Below are 18483 nucleotides of genomic sequence, written 5' to 3'. Positions count from 1 at the left end.
GTCAGGCTCCTTCGCCTTGGTCTTCGTCTGCAACTGTTTCTGTGTCCGTGGAGCTGGGTCCGGCACCCGTGGGATGGGGGTGGACGGTGGCCAGCACCTGGTCGGCCTTCACCAGGTCACCGGTGCGGGCGGACAGATGGACCGTCCCTGCCAGCGGGGCCACCAAGTGATGCTCCATCTTCATGGCCTCCACGGACACCAGGACTTCCCCGGCCTGGACTTCATCCCCGTCGGCGACCGGGACAGCCACCACCGTGCCGGGCATTGGCGAACGCACCTCCGGATCGGCGGCGCCTTGCTGCCGCTGGACGGCTGCCAGCACCCGCTCCAGCCGCGCCTCGCGGGTCAGGACGTCAATCCGGCAGGACCAGCCGGCGTTGCCGAGGAAGAGTTGGGTGGGGCGACCGGGCAGTGGATTGCTCCGCGTCGGTTCCACCGGCCCCGTGAAGACGGGAGCCAGCCGGTAACTCCGGTGCTCGCCGTCAAGGTCAAGGTCGATGCCGTGCCGGCTGGACCAGTCCAGGGCTGCACGCCGCCGGGCGCCGCCGTCGACCGTTACCGTGGCTGTCTGTCCCCCGCTGGGGCTGCCGCTGACCAGCACGGTTGCCACGCCGCCGTCGGGCGTTCCGAGGCTGATCCGGCGCGGAGCCGGTGCGCCAAGCCGCCAGCCGCTCCTGTCCAGCCACGGGCCGGACGCAGGGGCCGGATGGTCCTGCGCCTCCATGGACAGCGCGTAGAGCGCGGCGGCCACAAGTTCGGGCTCTTCGATACGGCGGAATTCGAGTGCGGGCAGCTTCCGCTCGATCAGGCCGGTGTCCAGGCGCCCGGCGCGGACGTCGGGATCGTTGAGCAGGAGCCGAAGGTACTCGACATTGGTCTCGATGCCCAGAGCGGTGTACCCGGCCAGGGCTGTATCAAGGAACGCGAGGGCTGCGCCGCGGTCCGCGCCCCAGGCGATCACCTTGGAGATCATGGGGTCGTAGTGTGCCGACAGCTCCAGCCCTTCCACCAGGGAAGAATCAACCCGGAGCCGGCCGCCGGGCTGGTCCACTTCGCCCCGTGCGGGAGCGCTGGGCCGCTGCTGTGGTCCCGGCAACTCGTCCAGCTGCAGCACAGTCCCGGTGGACGGCAGGAAGTTCTTCTCCGGCACCTCGGCGTAGACCCGCGCCTCCAGCGCATGGCCGGACAGTTCGACGTCGGCCTGCCGGAGCGTCAGTTCCGCCCCGGCGGCGATCCGCACCTGCCATTCCACGAGGTCGATGCCGGCGACCATCTCGGTGACGGGGTGTTCCACCTGCAGCCTGGTGTTCATCTCCATGAAGAAGAACTCATCCGGCGCGTCGTCGGACACCAGGAATTCCACTGTTCCCGCCCCGGTGTAGTTCACGCTGCGGGCGGCGTTGCATGCGGCTTCGCCAATCCGCGCCCGCACTTCAGCACCGTTGGGCAGGCCCTCCAGCAGGGGGGACGGGGCTTCCTCGATGACTTTCTGGTGCCGTCGCTGCAGGGAGCATTCGCGCTCGCCCAGGTGGATGACGTTGCCGTGGTTGTCAGCCAGCACCTGCACTTCGATGTGCCGCGGGGTGGTCACCAGGCGCTCCAGGAACAGGGTGTCATCGCCAAACGCCGCACTGGCAACGCGCCGCGCCGTGGCCAGGGCTGCGGGCAGGTCCGCCGGCTTTTCCACCACGTGCATGCCTTTGCCGCCGCCGCCGGCGGAGGGCTTGATCAGGAGCGGATAGCCGACGGTGGCGGCCGCCTCGGACAGTTCGCCGTCCGTCATGCCGGGCCTGGCAACGCCGGGGACCACGGGCACGCCGTAACCCGCCACATGGTTTTTGGCGCGGATCTTGTCGCCCATGACATTGAGGGCTTCCACGCCCGGCCCGATGAACGTGATGCCGGCCTTTTCAAGGGCCCTGGCGAAGTCCACGTTCTCGCTGAGGAAGCCGTAGCCCGGGTGGACGGCCTCGGCACCGGACCGCCTGCAGGCTTCGACGAGCGCATCGGCGTTCAGGTAGCTCTCGGCCGCCGCGGCAGGGCCGATCCGGACCGCCGTGTCGGCTTCGCGCACGTGGCGGGCGCCGGCGTCGGCATCGCTGTAGACGGCCACCGAGCGGATCCCAAGCTGTCGCAGGGTGCGGATAACGCGGCAGGCGATTTCGCCGCGGTTGGCCACCAGGACCGTGCTGAAAAGCGGCGTGGCGTCGTTGGTGGCGGTGGCCGCTGCGGTCCCGGCGCCGGTGGTTTGGGTGGCGGTGTTGGTCTGCATGGTCATTGCTGGCTCACATCCGGAAGAGGCCGAAGGAGGTCTCCGGCAAGGGGGTGCGGGAGACGACGTCCAGGGCGAGGCCCAGGACGGTGCGGGTGTCGGCGGGGTCGATGACGGCGTCATCCCACAGGCGCGCGGTGGAGTAATACGGGCTCCCCTGGTCCTCGTACTGCTGGCGGATGGGGGCTTTGAAGGCTTCCTCGTCGTCCGCCGGCCAGTCCTCCCCCGCCGCCTCATACTGGTCCCGCTTCACGGTGGCCAGCACGCTGGCCGCCTGGTTGCCGCCCATCACCGAGATGCGGGCCGCGGGCCACATCCACAGGAACCGCGGGGAGTAGGCGCGGCCGCACATAGAGTAGTTCCCGGCACCAAAGGAGCCGCCGATCACCACGGTCAGCTTGGGCACGCGGGCCGTGGCGACGGCGGTGACCATCTTGGCCCCGTTCTTGGCGATGCCGCCCTGTTCGGCGTCCCGGCCCACCATGAAGCCGGAGATGTTCTGCAGGAACAGCAGCGGGATGCCGCGCTGGTCGCACAGCTCAATGAAATGCGCGCCCTTGAGCGAGGACTCGCTGAACAGCACGCCGTTGTTGGCCACGATGCCCACGGGGTGACCGTCGATGCGGGCGAAGCCGGTGACAAGGGTGGTGCCGTAGTCCTTCTTGAATTCGTGGAACCTGCTGCCGTCCACCAGCCGGGCGATCACCTCATGGACGTCGTAGGGTGCGTTGACGTCCGTGGGCACGGCGCCGTAGAGCCCCTCCGGGTCGACGGCAGGTTCGACGCCGGGTTCCACCTGCCAGGCGGGCGCGGCGGGAGGAGGCAGGGTGGCAACGATGTCCCTGATGATCTGGAGGGCATGTTCGTCGTTGTCGGCCAAGTGGTCGGTCACACCGGAGACGCGGGAATGCACCTCGCCGCCGCCCAGTTCCTCCGCAGTGACGATTTCCCCAATGGCGGCCTTCACCAGCGGCGGTCCGCCCAGGAAGATGGTGCCCTGGTTCCGGACAATAACGGTTTCGTCGCTCATGGCGGGGACGTACGCGCCGCCCGCGGTGCAGGACCCCATCACGGCGGCGAGCTGCGGGATCTTGGCGGCGGAGAGGCGTGCCTGGTTGTAGAAGATCCTGCCGAAGTGGTCCCTGTCCGGGAACACCTCATCCTGCTTGGGCAGGAACGCCCCGCCCGAATCCACCAGGTAGATGCAGGGCAGCCGGTTTTCCAGGGCGATCTCCTGCGCGCGGAGGTGCTTCTTGACCGTCATTGGGTAATAGGTGCCGCCCTTGACGGTGGCGTCATTGGAGATGACCAGCACCTGCCTGCCGTGCACCAGGCCGATCCCGGCGATTACTCCGGCGCCCGGGGCATCGTCGTTGTACATGCCGTTGGCGGCAAGGGGCGCGATTTCCAGGAACGGGCTGCCGTCATCCAGGAGCTGGTCGATCCGGTCCCGCGGCAGCAGCTTGCCACGGGCCACATGCCGGTCCCGCGACTTCTGGGGACCTCCCAGCGCCGCATCCGCCAGCCTTTTCCGCAGGTCCTCCGCCAGCGCCAGCTGCGCTTCCCGGTTGGCGCGGAAGGACTCGCTTGCCGGGTCGAGCCGGGTGGCCAGGGTCTCCATTGACGATCCGTCCTTGTGTGCACCGGGCCGGCTCCACGCCAACTCGGTTAGTGACTAATAACTGAAATTCAGGTTAGTCTCGATTAACTGTGATGTCCAACACACGGGCGCCTTGCTAGACTCTGCGTCGGCCCCAGGAGGAAAAGTGTCCAGCAATCCAGTGCAGCCGGTTCCTGCCACGCACGTCCCCACACCGCAGGGTCCCACGACACAGGTCCCCACAACGCAGGTCCCCACAACGCAGCGCGGCAAGGCCAAGGAGAACCGGCGGCAGGCGTTGCTGACAGCTGCGGCCTCGCTGTTCGCAGCCAACGGCTTCAACCGGGTGTCCCTGGAGGACCTCGGCGCAGCTGCGGGCGTCAGCGGGCCTGCGGTCTACCGCCATTTTCCCGGCAAGCAGGCGGTCCTGGCCGACCTGCTGGTCACCGTGAGCCGGGAACTGCTCGACGGCGGCCGCCAGGTTGTGGAGCACGCCGCCGATCCCCTGGCGGCGCTGCGCCACCTGGTGGAGTTCCAAGTGGACTTCGCGCTCGGCAAGCCGGACGTAATCCGGGTGCAGGACCGCGACCTCAGCAATCTGTCGGAGCAGGACCAGTCCGCCGTGCGCGCGCTGCAGCGCAGCTATGTAGAGGTGTGGGTGGACGTCCTGGCAAAGGTGCACCCCGGTATTGATGCCGCTGAACTGCGAATGCGCGCCCACGCCACCTTTGGCCTGATCAACTCCACGCCGCACTCCGTCCGCAGCCACGGCAGGCGGATGGCTGCCAGCGTTGCCCGCCCCTTGCTGGAGCGGATGGCGCTGGCAGCCCTGATGGTGGACAGCGGGCCTTCGGCCTGAGCCGCCCAATACCGGGCACCACACGAACGGCCCCGCCCGCACAACCGGGCCCTGGCAGCACCGCTTATGCGGGTTGGGGCCGGTGATGTGCCGCTACACCATGGTGAGGACCATCCCCGGCTCGGCCAGGATGGCACCGACGTCGGCCAGGAAACGGGAGCCTTGTTCCCCATCCACCAGGCGGTGGTCGAAGGACAGGCTCAGTGTGAGCACCTGGCGCAGCGCCACCTCGCCCCGGTATTCCCACGGCATGGTCCGGACCGCGCCCAGGCCGAGGATCGCCGCCTCCCCCGGGTTGAGGATGGGGGTGCCGGCGTCGATGCCGAAGACACCGATGTTGGTGATGGAGATGGTGCCGCCGGAAAGGTCCGCGGGGGTGGTCTTACCCGCCCGGGCGGTCTCGGCGAGTTCCGCCAGGGCCTGGGCGAGCTCCGGGAGCTGCAGGGCGCCGGCGTCCTTGATGTTGGGCACGGTGAGCCCCCTGGGCGTGGCCGCGGCGATGCCCAGGTTCACGTAATGGAACGTGACGATCTCCTGGTTTTCCTCGTCCCAGCGCGAATTCAGCGCCGGGTGCCGGCGAAGGGCAATGAGGACCGCCTTGGCGGCGAGCGTCAGGGGCGTGAGCTTGATGCCGGCGAATGCCCTGCTCTCCTTCAGTTTGGCCAGCAGCTCAAGGCTCGGCGTGACGTCCACGGTGAGAAACTCGGTGGCATGCGGCGCAGTGAAGGCGCTTTGCACCATTGCGGCCGCGGTGTGCTTCCGGACGCCTTTGATGGGGGTCCGGGTCTCCCGTTCCCCCGCAGCGGTTGCAGCTGCAGGCGCCTGGCCGACCATGGGCGTGGCAGCCTCTTCCGCCTGCCCGGCAAATTCCTGCACATCTTCCCGGGTAATCAGCCCGCCGGGACCGGTACCGCGGATCTGCGCGAGGTCCAGCCCCAGGTCCTTGGCCAGCTTGCGGACGGGAGGAGTGGACCGCGGCCGCTCGGCCCGCCTGGTTTCGACAGGTGTGGTTTCGACAGGCTCAACCACCGGCACCGCACTTTCAGCCTGTTTTGTTTCGGCCGGCCCAGCCACCGGCGCGAAGTTGCGCGCCCGGCGCGTGGGGCGTCCGGAACCTTCGACGACGGCACCGTACCCCACAAGGTTCGGTTCCCGTTTGGGCGTCTCCGCCGGTTGGTCCCCGAGCCCGGCCGAACGGCCGTTCCCCTCCGAAGGCGACCCGCCGCCGTCGTCCGCCACCTCAAAGGAGACGATGGGCTTGCCCACCTCCACGACGGAACCGGGCTGCTCGTGAAGTTCCTTGATGACGCCGGCAAAGGGCGACGGAAGCTCCACCACGGCCTTGGCCGTCTCCACCTCGGCGATGACCTGGTTCAGGGTGACGGTATCGCCAACGCCCACTTTCCAGCTGAGGATTTCGGACTCCGTGAGTCCCTCACCCAGGTCCGGGAGCCGGAATTCCTTGATCATGGTGGCGCTCATCCTTCCAGCCCGCTCAGGGAGTTGGGGCGGCCCAGGGCACGATCCACACCGTCCAGGATGCGGTCCAGGCCCGGCAGGTGGTGCATTTCCAGCTTGGAGTAGGGGTAGGGGATATCGAACCCGGTCACCCTGACGGGTGCTGCTTCCAGGTGGTAGAAGCACCGCTCCGTGATGCTCGCCGCCACTTCCGCGCCGAGCCCGCCGGACTGCCCGGCCTCGTGGGTCACCACCAGCCGCCCTGTCTTCCGCACCGAGGCCACCACGGGTTCGTAGTCAACGGGGGCCAGCGAGCGCAGGTCGATGACTTCAATCGAGATACCTTCATCCGCTGCGGCGGAGGCGGCGTCCAAAGCGGTCTTGACCAGCGGCCCGTAGGCCACCAGGGTGACGTCCGCGCCGTCGGTCAGCACCCTGGCCTTGTCCATGGGCAGGACCATGGCCGGGTCCACGGACTCGTCCACCTCACCTTTGTCGTGATAGCGGCGCTTTGGCTCGAAGTACAGGACGGGATCGTCACAGGAGATGGCCTGCTGGATCACGGTGTAGGCGTCCTGCGGATTGGCCACTGTCACCACCCGCAATCCGGAGGTGTGGGTGAAGTAGGCTTCCGGTGATTCCGAGTGGTGCTCGGGCGAGCCGATGCCGCCGCCAAAGGGGACGCGGATGGTGATGGGCATCTTGACGGCCCCGCGGGTGCGGTAGTGCAGCTTGGCCACCTGGCTGACGATCTGGTCGAACGCCGGGTAGATGAACCCGTCAAACTGGATTTCCACCACCGGCCGGTAGCCCCGGTAGGCCAGGCCGACGGCGGTGCCCACGATGGCGGACTCGGCCAGCGGCGTGTCCACCACGCGGTGGGTCCCGAAATCCTTTTGCAGGCCGTCCGTCACGCGGAACACCCCGCCCAGGGTGCCAATGTCCTCGCCGAGGAGGACCACCTTTGAGTCGTTTTCCAGCGACTTGCGCAGCCCGGCGTTGATGGCACGGGCAAAGGTCAACTGCGTCATCAGCGTGCACCTTCCTCTGAAACGGCTCCTGCGGGATCGCCGAAGGACGCCAAATAACGTGCGTAATGGTCCTGCTGGCGTTCCAGCCAGGAGTTGGGTGCGCTGTAGACGTGCTTGAAGATGTCCATGGGCTGGGGATCGGGCATGGTGGTGCAGCCCCGGCGCATCTCCGCCGCAACGGCGTCTGCCTTGTCCTTGACCTGCTGCTGCAGTTCCGCGGTGAGCAGGCCCTTCCGGTCCAGGAGGCCGGCGAGCCTGGAGATGGGGTCCTTGGCCGCCCAGTCCTCAAGTTCATTGGCGTCCCGGTAGCGGGTTGGGTCATCGGCCGTAGTGTGCGGCCCCATGCGGTAGCTGACCGCTTCGATGAAGGTGGGACCGCCGCCGCGCCGGGCCCGGTCCAGCGCCAGCCGGGTAGCGGCCATGACCGCCAGGACATCGTTGCCGTCCACCCGCAGGCTGGGGATGCCGAAACCGGTGGCCCGGTCCGCGAGCTGGATATGGGACTGCAGTCGTACCGGCTCGGAGATGGCCCAGTGGTTGTTGGTGCAGAAGAAGACCACGGGGACCTGGAAGCTGGCGGCAAACACCATGGCCTCGCTGACGTCGCCTTCGCTGGTGGCACCGTCGCCGAAGTAGGTGATGGCTGCGGCATCGGCGCCGTCATTCTGGATCCCCATGGCATAGCCGGTGGCGTGCAGGGTCTGGGCACCGATAATGATCTGCGGCGTGGCCATGTTGATGCTGTACGGGTCCCATCCGCCGGAGGCATTGCCGCGCCATACCCGGAGGAGGTCGGTCAGATCCACGCCGCGGCAGTATGCCACTCCGTTCTCACGGTAGCTGGAGAACACAAAATCGTCGGCCCGCAGGGACCGGCCGGACCCGATCTGGGCCGCTTCCTGGCCGAGCAGCGGGGGCCACAGGGCCAGCTCACCCTGCCGCTGCAGCGCGGTGGCCTCCACGTCGATCCGGCGGATGACAGTCATGTCCTCGAACAGGGAACACAACTGCTCGTCGGTAATATCCCTGACCCAGAAGTCGAACTCCGGGTGGCTGATGCGCTCGCCTGCCGGGGTGATCAGTTGGAGAAATTCCTGCCCGGGGCTGCCCGGGTTTCCTGCGCTTTCGGGGGTCTGTGCGCCGCCAGGGCCCGTTTCGTCTGTAGACACGATTGCCGCAACCTTCGTACGTCGTTGACCCGTGGCCTCCGGGCTTTTGGCCCTGCCGCCACCGGCCTTCCGGGCGTCATTGCCCCAGATACTGTGACCCTACTCACAACACCCATGGGGTACAACCACTCGGGCATTCTTTGAGCAGAATGCCCTGTCAGGCCTGTTGGCACCGTGCTAGCGTTGCGCATTATGCAAGCTTTGGATGGCACTGACACCCGCCTGCTGTCGGCGCTCGCGGAGGATCCCCGCCGGACGGTGGTGGCGCTCGCCCAGAAGCTGGGGCTGTCCCGCAACACGGTCCAGGCGCGCATGGCCCAGTTGGAAAAGAAGCACGCCTTCCTGTCCTTTCAACGGCGCATCAATCCGGTGGCGCTGGGGTACCCGCTCATGGCCTTCATCTCGGTGCACGTCCAGCAACAGAAACTTGGGAGGCTGGCGGAGGAGATCGCGGCCATTCCGGAGGTTTTGGAGGGATACGGGCTGACGGGATCGGCGGACCTGCTGCTGCGCGTGGTGGCCCGGGATGCCGAGGACCTGTTCCGCATCAACGGAAAGATCCTGGCCTGCGACGGCGTGGAGCGGGCGGACACGGCCCTGGCTATGGGCGAGCTGATCCCCTTCCGTGTGCAGCCCCTGCTTGACCGCGGCTCAGAGGGCGCATAGCGGCAGGATTTGGAGGCGGCGCTGAAAGCACGACGGCGGCGGGCCGGGTTATAGGCTGGTTTCAGTCATACGCGGGCCGGGACCGGCCCGTCCGCCCGCCGGCGCCGAAGCGCCTGTTCGATGAAAGCCGCCAGTTTGATGAAAGGCTCACCACTTGACTAGTCCCCAGGACGCGGGCAGCCCCCAGGATCCGTACCAGCAAGGACCGTACAGGCAGGGCACGTATCAGCAGGGCCCTCCGGGCTTAACACCGCATCAGTTTCCCCCGATGCCGGAACAGCCGGCCCCGTTCGGCCTGCCCGGTGAGCCTCCCCCGCAGCGAAGCCGGCAGCGGAGCCGGCGGAAGCTGTGGATCATCCTTGGCAGCATCGGCGGAGTGCTGCTGCTGGTGACCATCGGCGTCGTCATCCTGGTGAACATCGTGGGCAGCGCCACCAACCAGGCCAGGGGCCTCGCGGACGACTTCACAAAGAAGGTGATCGCCGGCGACACCTCCGGCGCGTACGACGAATATCTCGACCCCGCCCTTCAGGAGCAGCTTTCCAAGGAGGCATTCATCTCCGGGGTGAAGAGCCTGGAAATGGACAGCTCCTGCCAGCCCTCCTACAACAACCTGAAGGTGGCCACCGAGAACGGCGTCAAGTCGGCCGAGGTGGTGGGCCAGATCAGCTGCACCGGCAAGAAGGTGGACCTGGCCTACAAGTTCCAGGGAACCGACCGGCTCACGATGACCAACATCAAGCTGCGTCCCGCCGCCTAGGGCCAGCCTGACGACGGGAAGGTTCGGGAAGGTGGAAAGGGTGCTGATCTTTTTACCCATCCACTTCCGGCCATGGTCCGAATCGCTTCCGAGGGTCCCGCCCAGGGACCACGGACCGGCGGGTGGCCACACCCGCCCTATCGGAAGGATCCAGGCCATGCGCAACTCACCCAACCGCCTCATCGCCACCATTTTCGGAGCCGTCTACCTGCTGGTGGGCCTCCTGGGCTTCGCCGTCACCTCCGGCGTCGGTTTCGCCGCCACCGAGGGCGCGAACCTCATCATCTTCGAAGTCAACCCGCTGCACAACGTCATTCACTTGGCCATCGGCGCCGCGCTGCTCTTGGCCGGGCTCCGCGGGACGGCCAGCGCACGCACGGTGAACGCCACTGTGGGCGCCGTCTACCTCCTGGTGGGCATTGTTGGCCTGTTCCTGCTGAACTCGCCGCTGAACATCATCGCGCTGAACGGGGCCGACAACGTCCTCCACCTGGCCAGCGCGGTACTCCTGCTCGGCGTGGGCCTGTCCCTGGACAAGTCCCCGGCCGCTGCCCGCGCGTAGCAGGACAGCGCGGAATGACAAGGCCCGGAATGGCTCCTGCGGGGCCAACTGTTCCAGCAATCCAGCCAGCGCCCCTGACGCACCCTTCGGTCCGCCTGGTCACCGGGTTCGCGGGATTCGGCGCGGGATCGGTCAACCTGGCCATCTCGTCCAGCATCCTTGCAGCCGGTTCGGCGCAGCCGGAGAGGATCATCGCCGCGGTGCTGGCCGGGCTGTGGGGCACAGCCCTGCTGGCCGGTGCGGTGGTGTTCCTGGCCAGGGGCCGGTCGGCGGGCGGCCGATGGGTGCAGTACCCGCTGGCGGCCGCCGCCGTGGCCCACCTCGCTGCCATCGCCTTCCCTGCGTTCGTAACTTCCGGGCTGGGCTTGACGCAGCTTTCGGCGTTGCTGCTGACGCTGATGATCATCGCCTCGCTGGCGTGGCTGCGGCGGACCCAGCGGCTGGACGGCGGGCGGCAGCAGGCAGCCGGGGAAAGGGCCGGAGACCGGCCGGGCAGGCTGTTGCTCGCAGCGTTTGCCGGTGCCGTCCTGGTGGCGGGCATTACGACGCCGGGACTCGCCGCTTCCACCGCGGGCCAGTACGCCGTGCCGCACGGTGGGCACGGGAACCTGGCGCCGGGTGGCCACCACCAGCACTGAGCGACCACTGGGCCGCCCGCGGCTGGACCGCACCCTGTCCCACGGAAAGAGCCTCCATGCCGCAGTCTGCGGCAGGAGGCTCTTCGCGTTGCGCCGGAAAAATCCCGGCGCTGGTTGGCAGTGGACCCTCTTCAGGAACCCTGCCTTAGTGGTCCACGGCCTTCTCGGCTCCGATGCCCGTGAGCGACCGGACTTCCATTTCGGCCTGCTTGGCAGGATCTTCGCGCCTCTTATCCAGGGTGGTGCCCAGCCAGCCCAGGAAGAAGGCCAGCGGAATCGACACGATGCCCGGGTTGCTCAGCGGGAAGAGCGCGAAGTTGGCACCCGGGATCATCGAGGTCTTGGCACCGGAAACCACCGGCGAGAACACGATGAGCAGGATGGCCGCCGCCAAACCTCCGTACATGCTCCACACGGCGCCCTGGGTGGTGAACTTCCGCCAGAACAGCGAGTAGATGATGGTGGGCAGGTTCGCCGAAGCGGCAACCGCGAAGGCGAGCGCCACCAGGAAGGCTACGTTCTGGCCGTTGGCGAAGATGCCGCCCAGGATGGCCAGGATGCCGATCACCACTACGGTGCGGCGGGCTACCCGGACTTCGGTGGCGGCGTCGGCCTTGCCCTTGGCAATGACGTTGGCGTAAATGTCATGGGCAAAGGATGCCGCCGCCGTAATGGTCAGGCCGGCCACCACAGCCAGGATGGTGGCGAACGCGACCGCCGAGATGAACCCGAGCAGCAGCGGGCCGCCCAGGTGGAAGGCCAGCAGCGGGGCGGCGGCGTTGACGCCGCCGGGTGCGGACTTGATGGTGTCCGCGCCCACAAGGGCCGCAGCTCCATAGCCAAGCACCAGGGTGAAGAGGTAGAACAGGCCGATCAGCCAGATGGACCAGACCACGGACTTGCGTGCTTCCTTGGCTGTGGGGACGGTGTAGAAGCGCATCAGGACGTGCGGCAGGGCTGCCGTGCCGAGCACCAGGGCAAGGCCCAGGGACATGAAGTCCAGCTTGGACGTATCGGTCTTGCCGTACTGGAGGCCCGGGTTCAGGACCGCAGGGTTGTTGGCGGTCTCCACGGCACCGCCCAGCAGGGCGGAAAGGTTGAAGCCGTAGATGGCCAGGACCCACAGGGTCATGACGGCGGCACCGGCGATCAGCAGCATGGCTTTGATGATCTGGACCCAGGTGGTGCCCTTCATGCCGCCGATAAGGACGTACATGATCATGAGGGCGCCGACGACGATGATCACCAGGGCCTGGCCGCCCCAGTCGCTGATGCCCAGCAGCAGGGAGATCAAGCTGCCTGCACCGGCCATCTGGGCCAGCAGGTAGAAGAAGCAGACCGCGAGGGTGGAAATGGCGGCGGCGATCCGGACCGGGCGCTGCTTCAGCCGGAAGGACAGCACGTCAGCCATGGTGAACTTGCCGGTGTTGCGCAGCAGTTCAGCAACCAGCAGCAGCGCCACGAGCCAGGCCACCAGGAAGCCGATGGAGTACATGAACCCGTCGTAGCCGTTGATGGCGATGGCCCCGGTAATGCCCAGGAAGGATGCTGCGGACAGGTAGTCGCCGGCGATGGCGGTGCCGTTCTGCGAGCCGGTGAACGACCGTCCTGCCGCATAGTAGTCGGCGGCGGTCTTGTTGTTGCGGCTGGCGCGGAACACGATCACCATGGTGACCGCCACAAACAGGCCGAAGATGCCCATGTTCAGCAGGGTGGTGTCCTTGAGGGCGGCGACGTCCACCGCTGCGGGAATTGCGATCATTTGTTGGCTCCGCCCACTCGGTTTCCGTTCTTATCGAATTCATGCCCCTCGATCTCGTGCCTGATCTCCGAAGCGATGGGGTCCAGCCGCTTGTTCGAGTAGTGCACGTACCAGCCGGTGATGGCGAAGGTGGAGACAAACTGGAGCAGGCCCAGGATCAGGCCGATGTTGATGTTGCCCCAGACCTTGGTGGACATGAATCCCACCGCATAGTCGGCAAGCAGGACATAGGCGAAGTACCACAGCAGGAAGGCCACCGCCATGGGGAAGACAAAGCTGCGGTGACGCTTGCGCAATTCCTGGAACTGCCCGGTCGACTGGACTTGTTCAAAGTCCACGGACGCCGCTGCGTCCGGAGTATGGGCATCGTTACCCATCGTTCCTCCTCATTGAGTTGCCGGAACACACCGGGCGGCAGTCCCTGATCACACAGGGGCACCGCAGATGTGACACCAATCACTCTGCCGCCGCGGGTGCCGCTGGTTCCAGCACATCGGCCCCCACCGTCGCTCAACGGTCGCGATGCTGCGGCCAACGGCACCCGCCGCTACGCTGGGCAGCATGCCGGACTCCCCCCTCCTCACCGCCGCGGCCGTGGCTGTGATCGCCATGGCCATTGCCGTCGTCGTCGGCGTGGGCCTGAAGGTGCTCCGTTCCTTCCGTGAGCTGGGCACTGATGCCGAACGCGCCACCTACCACACGCTCCACGCGGCCTCCCAGGCAGGGCAGCACCTGCGGCGGGGCCTGAACCCGGCCGGAGCCGCAAAGGCCAGCCGCCAGCTCCGCGCCCTGCTTGCCTGCGATGCCCTGGCGATCACCGACACCTCGGGCGTCCTGGCCTGGGACGGCGGCGGCGAGGACATCAGGCCGCGCCTGATGGACCTCGCCGCCGAGGTCCTGTCTTCGGGCCGGGCGGCTGTACTGCCCGCGGGAGGCGATGGTACCGGCGGCCAGCTTGCCGGCGTCATCGCCCCTGTGCGGGCGGGCACCCGGGTGGTGGGTGCGGTTGCCGCCTTTGCTCCTTCCGCGGGGGCCGGCCTGGTCAGGGCGACAGGGGAAGTGGCGGACTGGGTGGCCGTCCAGGTGGAATTGGCCGAACTGGACGCCTCACGCACGCTGCTCATGGAAGCGGAGGTCCGGGCGCTGCGGGCCCAGATCAGCCCGCATTTCATCTACAACTCACTCAACGCCATCGCGTCCTTCATCAACACGGACCCGGAACGGGCCAGGGAACTCGTAGTGGAGTTCGCCGATTTCACCCGCTATTCGTTCCGGCGGCACGGCGACTTCACCACGCTGGCCGAGGAACTGCGCTGCATCGACCGCTACCTGCTCCTGGAGCGCGCCCGGTTCGGCGACCGGGTCCAGGTCAGCCTCCGCGTGGCGCCCGAAGTCCTCAGCACCGTCATCCCGTTCCTCAGCCTCCAGCCGCTGGTGGAAAACGCCGTCCGGCACGGGCTGGAGGCCAAGGCAGGTCCGGGGCATATCAGCATCACGGCGGAGGACGCGGGTGCCTTCGCCGAGGTCACCATTGAGGACGACGGCGTGGGGATGGATCCGGAGCAGCTCCGAGCGGTCCTGGCCGGCCACACCGATGGGGACCACGTTGGGCTGCGGAACGTGGATGCGCGCCTCCGCCAGGTGTACGGAAACGACCACGGGCTGGTGGTGGAAACGGCGCCGGGCGAGGGAACGCTGATCACCATGCGGGTGCCCAAGTCCCAGCCCGGCCATGATGCGTAAGGCCGGCCTCCCGCTGGAAGTACCCTAGGAGAATGATTAACGTCCTCGTCGTTGATGATGAGCTGCCCGCCGTTGAGGAACTGGCCTTCCTGCTGGGCAGGGACGAACGCATCGGAAAGGTGCTGCGGGCCACGTCAGGCGCCGAAGCACTCACGGCCCTGTCCTCCGCCAGCATCGACGCCGTCTTCCTGGATATCCACATGCCCGCCGTGTCCGGCCTGGACATTGCCGGCGCGATCGCCCGGAGCAGCAACCCGCCCGCCGTCGTCTTTGTCACCGCCGACGAGGACCACGCCCTGGCCGCCTTCGAACTCGCCGCCGTGGACTACCTGCTCAAGCCTGTGCGCGCCGAGCGCCTGGCCCGTTCCGTGGGACGGATCAGCGAACTGCGCGACGGCGGGGCGGCGCCCGAGATGATCACAGTGGACCAGGGCGGAACCACCAGGATGATCCGCCGCGATGACGTCACGTACGTCCAGGCCCAGGGGGACTACGCGCGGCTGCACACCGCCGACGCAAGCTACCTCATCCGGGTCCCGCTGGCCGACCTGGAACAGCAGTGGGCAGACGCCGGGTTCATCCGCACCCACCGCTCCTACCTGGTGGCCCTGAAGCATGTGTCCTCCATGAAGCTGGCGGCCGACGGACCGCGCGTCACGGTGGCCGGCGCAGGCCTGCCCATCAGCCGCAGGCACCTGCCCATCGTGCGGGAGAGGCTGGAGGCCACCCGGATCAGGCCACACGCGTGACCCGGGTCCGGGTCACGGCCCCGCACGCGTCACCGCTCACCCAGGCCCGTGGCGCCTCAAAGCCCCTGGAGTCGCGCGAAGCGGCGCAGGAATCCGACGTTGGTCAGGTGTTCGTCCGCTCGCTGATCCGGTCCCAGCTGCGGCTGGCCCTGGTGGTGGCGGGTGGCTTCCTGCTGATCCTTGCAGCGTTCCCGCTGATCCTGGTGGTGGTTCCCGGCCTCGCCGACGCCCGCATCGCCGGGATCCCCTTTGGCTGGTTGCTGCTGGGCGCCGGCATCTATCCTGTCATCGGGCTGAGCGCGTGGCTGTACGTCAGGACGGCGGCCCGGAACGAGGCACGGTACCGGGACCTGGCGGGGGAACAGTGAGGCAGGGGTGAATGCCGGCGTCGCCATCACCGCCGTCACCGTGGTGTCCCTCGCCACCGCCATCATCGGGTTCTACGGGCTCCGGATCTCGCGCACCACGGGAGACTTCTACGTTGCCTCGCGGACCGTTCGGCCCTGGTGGAATGCATCGGCGATCGGCGGGGAGTACCTGTCCGCCGCCAGCTTCCTGGGCGTGGCCGGACTCATCCTGCTGTCCGGGACCGACGCGCTCTGGTTCCCCGTAGGCTATACCGCCGGGTACCTGATGCTGCTGCTCTTCGTCGCCGCCCCGCTCCGCCGGTCTGGGGCCTATACAATTCCGGACTTCACCGAGTCCCGCCTCGCTTCCCGGACGGTCCGCCGCGTCACCAGCCTTGTGGTGGTGATGGTGGGGTGGTTGTACATCGTGCCGCAGCTCCACGGCGCCGCGCTGACAATCCATATCGCCACGGGCCTGCCGTCCTGGGTGGGGTCCGTGGCCGTCGTGGTGGTGGTGTGCCTGACGGTGGTGGCCGGCGGGATGCGCTCCATCACCTTTGTCCAGGCGTTCCAGTACTGGCTCAAGCTGACAGCCCTGGCCGTGCCCATCCTGTTCATCATCTTCGTGCTGGCCGGGCACGGGGCCGAGCCGCAATCCCCGCCGGCCGTCAACCCGACGGGCCTGGCACCGGCCGGGCCCTACCAGAACGTGTCCCTGCTGGTGGCGCTGCTGTTCGGCACCCTGGGCCTGCCGCACGTGCTGGTGCGTTTCTACACGAACCCGGACGGGCACTCGGCACGGCGCACCACGCTGATCGTCCTGGGCCTGCTGTCCGTGTTCTACCTCTTCCCCACCGCTTATGGCCTGGTGGCCCGGATGTTCGCCCCGGACCTCGCCCGGTCCGGACAGCCGGATGCCATGGTCCTGAGGCTGCCCGGCGAACTCGTCGGCGGGATGGCCGGCGACATGCTGACCGCCCTGGTGGTGGCAGGGGCGTTTGCCGCCTTCCTGTCCACTACCTCAGGCCTGGTGGTGTCCCTGGCCGGCGTCATCAGCCAGGACGTCCTGGGCGGCAGCGTGCGGGGGTTCCGGCTCGCGGCCGTCGTGTCCGCCGTCGTCCCCCTTGGCTTCGCCTTCATGACCGGTTCCCTGGCACTGGCCGGCAGCGTCGGGCTGGTGTTCGCGTTTACCGCCTCCACGGTGTGCCCGGTCCTGCTGCTGGGCATTTGGTGGCGCGGACTGACCGACGCCGGCGCCATTGCCGGAATGGTGACCGGCGGTGTGCTGTGCGGCGGGGCAATGATCGCCGGGGCCCTCCCCGGTTCGGGTCCGGCACCGGCCTGGCTGGCACAACCCGCGGCCTGGAGCGTGCCCGCCGCGTTCGCCGTGATGGTCATCGTCTCGCGGGCCACCGCCGGCCGGATCCCGGCCAGCATGCCAAGGATCATGACCCGGCTGCACACCCCGGAACGGCCGCTGGCAACCGAACGGTGATCGGGAGGACAATAACGCCATGTCCACCGAGGACGGCGGCACGTCCCACCAGCACGGCTTCCACCAGGACCGCTTCCACCAGGACAGCGGGGTCCCGGCCTCCGTGCGGGCGCAGCTGCTCGCCACGGAACACTGGGGCCTGTTGGCATCACGCAGCACGGCGCAGGCGGAGGTGCTGACCCGCATCAGCATGTTCCTCACCTTCACGTCCGCCAGCGTGGTCAGCGTGGCGCTGGTGGGCCAGGCCACCGGGTTTTCGGACGCGTTCGTCCTGCTGGCGGTGGTGGTGTTGTTCATCGACGCGGCGATCGGGCTACTGACCCAGCTCCGGGTGAACAACGTGGCCCACGAGGACCTCATGTACGTTACGGCTATGAACAGGCTGCGGGCCGCCTACGTGGACCTTGACCCGGGCGTGGCGCCCTACCTGATGGCAGCCCACCACGACGACGAGGCCGGCTCAGTGCAGACCTACTATTTTTTCGGCAACCGCGGCAGCTTCAGCCACGTGGCGGGCAGCAGCATGATCTTCATAACGACGGCGAACGCTCCCTTGATTGCCATCCTGGCTGGCCTGCTGGTGACACTCGCCGGCGCCGGTATGGCACCGGCCGCGGTGACGGGCGCCGTGTGCGGAACCGGGTTCCTGGCAGCGTCCGCGGTCCGCGGGTACCGGAGCTACCGCGACGTGTGGCGCCGTTTTACGCCCTTGTCCCCCACGCCATCGGCCGGGGAATAGCCAGCACCGGCGGAAGCCCCGTCAGTCGATGGCCGCCATCAGTTCGACAACGCGGTCCAGGAAGGCGTCCACCTGGGATTCCTCGTATCCTTCCTGGCCCACGGCAGGACGGAAGACTGCGCGCCGCACACTGTCCACGCTCAGCGGCTTGTCCTGCTCAAGGTAGGCGATGAGCTCATGGCACAGCCGGTCGACGTCGTGCGTGTTGTAGCTGCGCCCCTTCTTCTGGCTGGGCCGGCGGAAGCGGTCACCGTCCGGCCGGTGCAGGCGTCCCCGGAGGATGCCGGACAGGTTTCCGATTTCGCGCAGCCAGGCTTCCTCGCCCCTCGCCGCGATCAATTCGTCCCGCTCCCGTCGGGCAAAGGCATCCTCGAGCCGGTCCAGCGCTGCATCCACAACGGCAGCCGAGTAGCCGCCCTTGACCGGATCGAAGGACACCGCACGCACATCGGAGCTCTTGACGGGGTCCGTGGCAGCTTCCGGCGTCTCCAGGGAGACCCGTGCCCGCTGCAGAAACTGGTCCACCTGCTTGGCGTTGTAGCCGTACTCGCTGCGCTCCACGCGCTCAAAGGACGCAGGGATCTGCCGATGAATGTCCAATGCCACTTCGATTCCTTCAATGCTCTTCAGCCG

18 protein-coding genes are annotated in these 18483 nt (G+C 67.6%); 10 read left to right on the top strand and 8 right to left on the bottom strand.

What is annotated here, in order from left to right:
• Position 1 precedes the first annotated feature (1 nt).
• Together LFT49_RS07685 and LFT49_RS07680 are read right to left on the bottom strand one after the other, a co-directional pair.
• Positions 2-2278, bottom strand: coding sequence for an ATP-binding protein (locus tag LFT49_RS07685; protein ID WP_237430200.1), 2277 nt, complete (start codon positions 2276-2278; stop codon positions 2-4).
• 7 nt (positions 2279-2285) lie between these two features.
• The gene (locus tag LFT49_RS07680; protein ID WP_237430199.1) at positions 2286-3893 is read right to left on the bottom strand and encodes a carboxyl transferase domain-containing protein; all 1608 of its coding nucleotides are present in this window, start codon (positions 3891-3893) and stop codon (positions 2286-2288) included.
• Between the two features lie 145 nt (positions 3894-4038).
• Here LFT49_RS07680 and LFT49_RS07675 point away from each other — a divergent pair, with 145 nt between their 5' ends.
• Complete coding sequence (locus LFT49_RS07675; protein ID WP_272912547.1) at positions 4039-4731, top strand: SACE_7040 family transcriptional regulator; 693 nt, start codon at positions 4039-4041, stop codon at positions 4729-4731.
• Positions 4732-4824: 93 nt separating this feature from the next.
• On the opposite strand, the gene LFT49_RS07670 is transcribed toward LFT49_RS07675, so the two are convergent.
• The 3 genes from LFT49_RS07670 to pdhA are packed head-to-tail and all read right to left on the bottom strand — an operon-like array spanning position 4825 to position 8389.
• The gene (locus LFT49_RS07670) at positions 4825-6213 is read right to left on the bottom strand and encodes a dihydrolipoamide acetyltransferase family protein (RefSeq protein ID WP_237430198.1); all 1389 of its coding nucleotides are present in this window, start codon (positions 6211-6213) and stop codon (positions 4825-4827) included.
• Positions 6210-7220, bottom strand: coding sequence for an alpha-ketoacid dehydrogenase subunit beta (locus tag LFT49_RS07665; RefSeq protein ID WP_237430197.1), 1011 nt, complete (start codon positions 7218-7220; stop codon positions 6210-6212). The genes LFT49_RS07670 and LFT49_RS07665 overlap by 4 nt, the downstream gene beginning before the upstream one ends.
• Positions 7220-8389 (bottom strand): pyruvate dehydrogenase (acetyl-transferring) E1 component subunit alpha, encoded by a 1170-nt coding sequence (pdhA, locus tag LFT49_RS07660; protein WP_236801882.1) that lies wholly within the window; start codon positions 8387-8389, stop codon positions 7220-7222. The genes LFT49_RS07665 and pdhA overlap by 1 nt, the downstream gene beginning before the upstream one ends.
• Before the next feature lie 192 nt (positions 8390-8581).
• Between pdhA and LFT49_RS07655 the strand changes: the two genes are divergently transcribed.
• The 4 genes from LFT49_RS07655 (at position 8582) to LFT49_RS07640 (ending at position 11015) form a co-directional block, all read left to right on the top strand.
• Positions 8582-9055 carry an Lrp/AsnC family transcriptional regulator gene (locus LFT49_RS07655; protein ID WP_236821709.1) on the top strand — a complete coding sequence of 158 codons (474 nt, stop codon included), beginning with the start codon at positions 8582-8584 and terminating at the stop codon, positions 9053-9055.
• A 268-nt stretch (positions 9056-9323) separates the two neighbouring features.
• A complete protein-coding gene (locus tag LFT49_RS07650) occupies positions 9324-9815 on the top strand; it encodes a hypothetical protein (RefSeq protein WP_237430196.1) in 492 nt (163 codons plus the stop codon).
• A 157-nt stretch (positions 9816-9972) separates the two neighbouring features.
• A complete protein-coding gene (locus LFT49_RS07645; protein ID WP_236801879.1) occupies positions 9973-10377 on the top strand; it encodes a DUF4383 domain-containing protein in 405 nt (134 codons plus the stop codon).
• A gap of 14 nt (positions 10378-10391) precedes the next feature.
• Positions 10392-11015, top strand: coding sequence for a hypothetical protein (locus LFT49_RS07640; RefSeq protein WP_237430195.1), 624 nt, complete (start codon positions 10392-10394; stop codon positions 11013-11015).
• A 145-nt stretch (positions 11016-11160) separates the two neighbouring features.
• Here the strand turns inward: LFT49_RS07640 and LFT49_RS07635 are convergent, their stop codons facing one another.
• Both LFT49_RS07635 and LFT49_RS07630 read right to left on the bottom strand, forming a co-directional pair.
• Positions 11161-12777 carry a solute symporter family protein gene (locus LFT49_RS07635; RefSeq protein ID WP_236801877.1) on the bottom strand — a complete coding sequence of 539 codons (1617 nt, stop codon included), beginning with the start codon at positions 12775-12777 and terminating at the stop codon, positions 11161-11163.
• Positions 12774-13154, bottom strand: a complete 381-nt coding sequence (locus LFT49_RS07630) for a DUF485 domain-containing protein (RefSeq protein ID WP_236801876.1) — start codon at positions 13152-13154, stop codon at positions 12774-12776. The genes LFT49_RS07635 and LFT49_RS07630 overlap by 4 nt, the downstream gene beginning before the upstream one ends.
• A 184-nt stretch (positions 13155-13338) precedes the next feature.
• On the opposite strand from LFT49_RS07630, the gene LFT49_RS07625 reads away from it, so the two are divergent.
• From LFT49_RS07625 to LFT49_RS07605, 5 genes are read left to right on the top strand one after another with little or no spacing between them, the layout of a single operon-like run.
• Positions 13339-14520, top strand: coding sequence for a sensor histidine kinase (locus LFT49_RS07625; RefSeq protein WP_237430194.1), 1182 nt, complete (start codon positions 13339-13341; stop codon positions 14518-14520).
• Positions 14521-14552: 32 nt separating this feature from the next.
• Positions 14553-15269, top strand: coding sequence for a LytR/AlgR family response regulator transcription factor (locus LFT49_RS07620; protein WP_236801874.1), 717 nt, complete (start codon positions 14553-14555; stop codon positions 15267-15269).
• Positions 15266-15637, top strand: a complete 372-nt coding sequence (locus LFT49_RS07615) for a hypothetical protein (RefSeq protein ID WP_236801873.1) — start codon at positions 15266-15268, stop codon at positions 15635-15637. The genes LFT49_RS07620 and LFT49_RS07615 overlap by 4 nt, the downstream gene beginning before the upstream one ends.
• Before the next feature lie 7 nt (positions 15638-15644).
• Complete coding sequence (locus tag LFT49_RS07610) at positions 15645-17111, top strand: sodium/solute symporter (RefSeq protein ID WP_237430193.1); 1467 nt, start codon at positions 15645-15647, stop codon at positions 17109-17111.
• A 19-nt stretch (positions 17112-17130) separates the two neighbouring features.
• Entirely contained in the window at positions 17131-17850 is a 720-nt protein-coding gene (locus LFT49_RS07605; protein ID WP_237430192.1) for a hypothetical protein, read from the top strand.
• 21 nt (positions 17851-17871) lie between these two features.
• On the opposite strand, the gene LFT49_RS07600 is transcribed toward LFT49_RS07605, so the two are convergent.
• Positions 17872-18456: a DivIVA domain-containing protein gene (locus LFT49_RS07600; RefSeq protein ID WP_236801870.1), complete on the bottom strand. Its 585-nt coding sequence runs from the start codon at positions 18454-18456 to the stop codon at positions 17872-17874.
• Positions 18457-18483 lie beyond the last annotated feature (27 nt).

Source organism: Arthrobacter sp. FW306-06-A (assembly GCF_021870055.1).
Lineage (GTDB): Bacteria > Actinomycetota > Actinomycetes > Actinomycetales > Micrococcaceae > Arthrobacter.
This window is presented reverse-complemented; position numbering and strand designations above follow the sequence as displayed.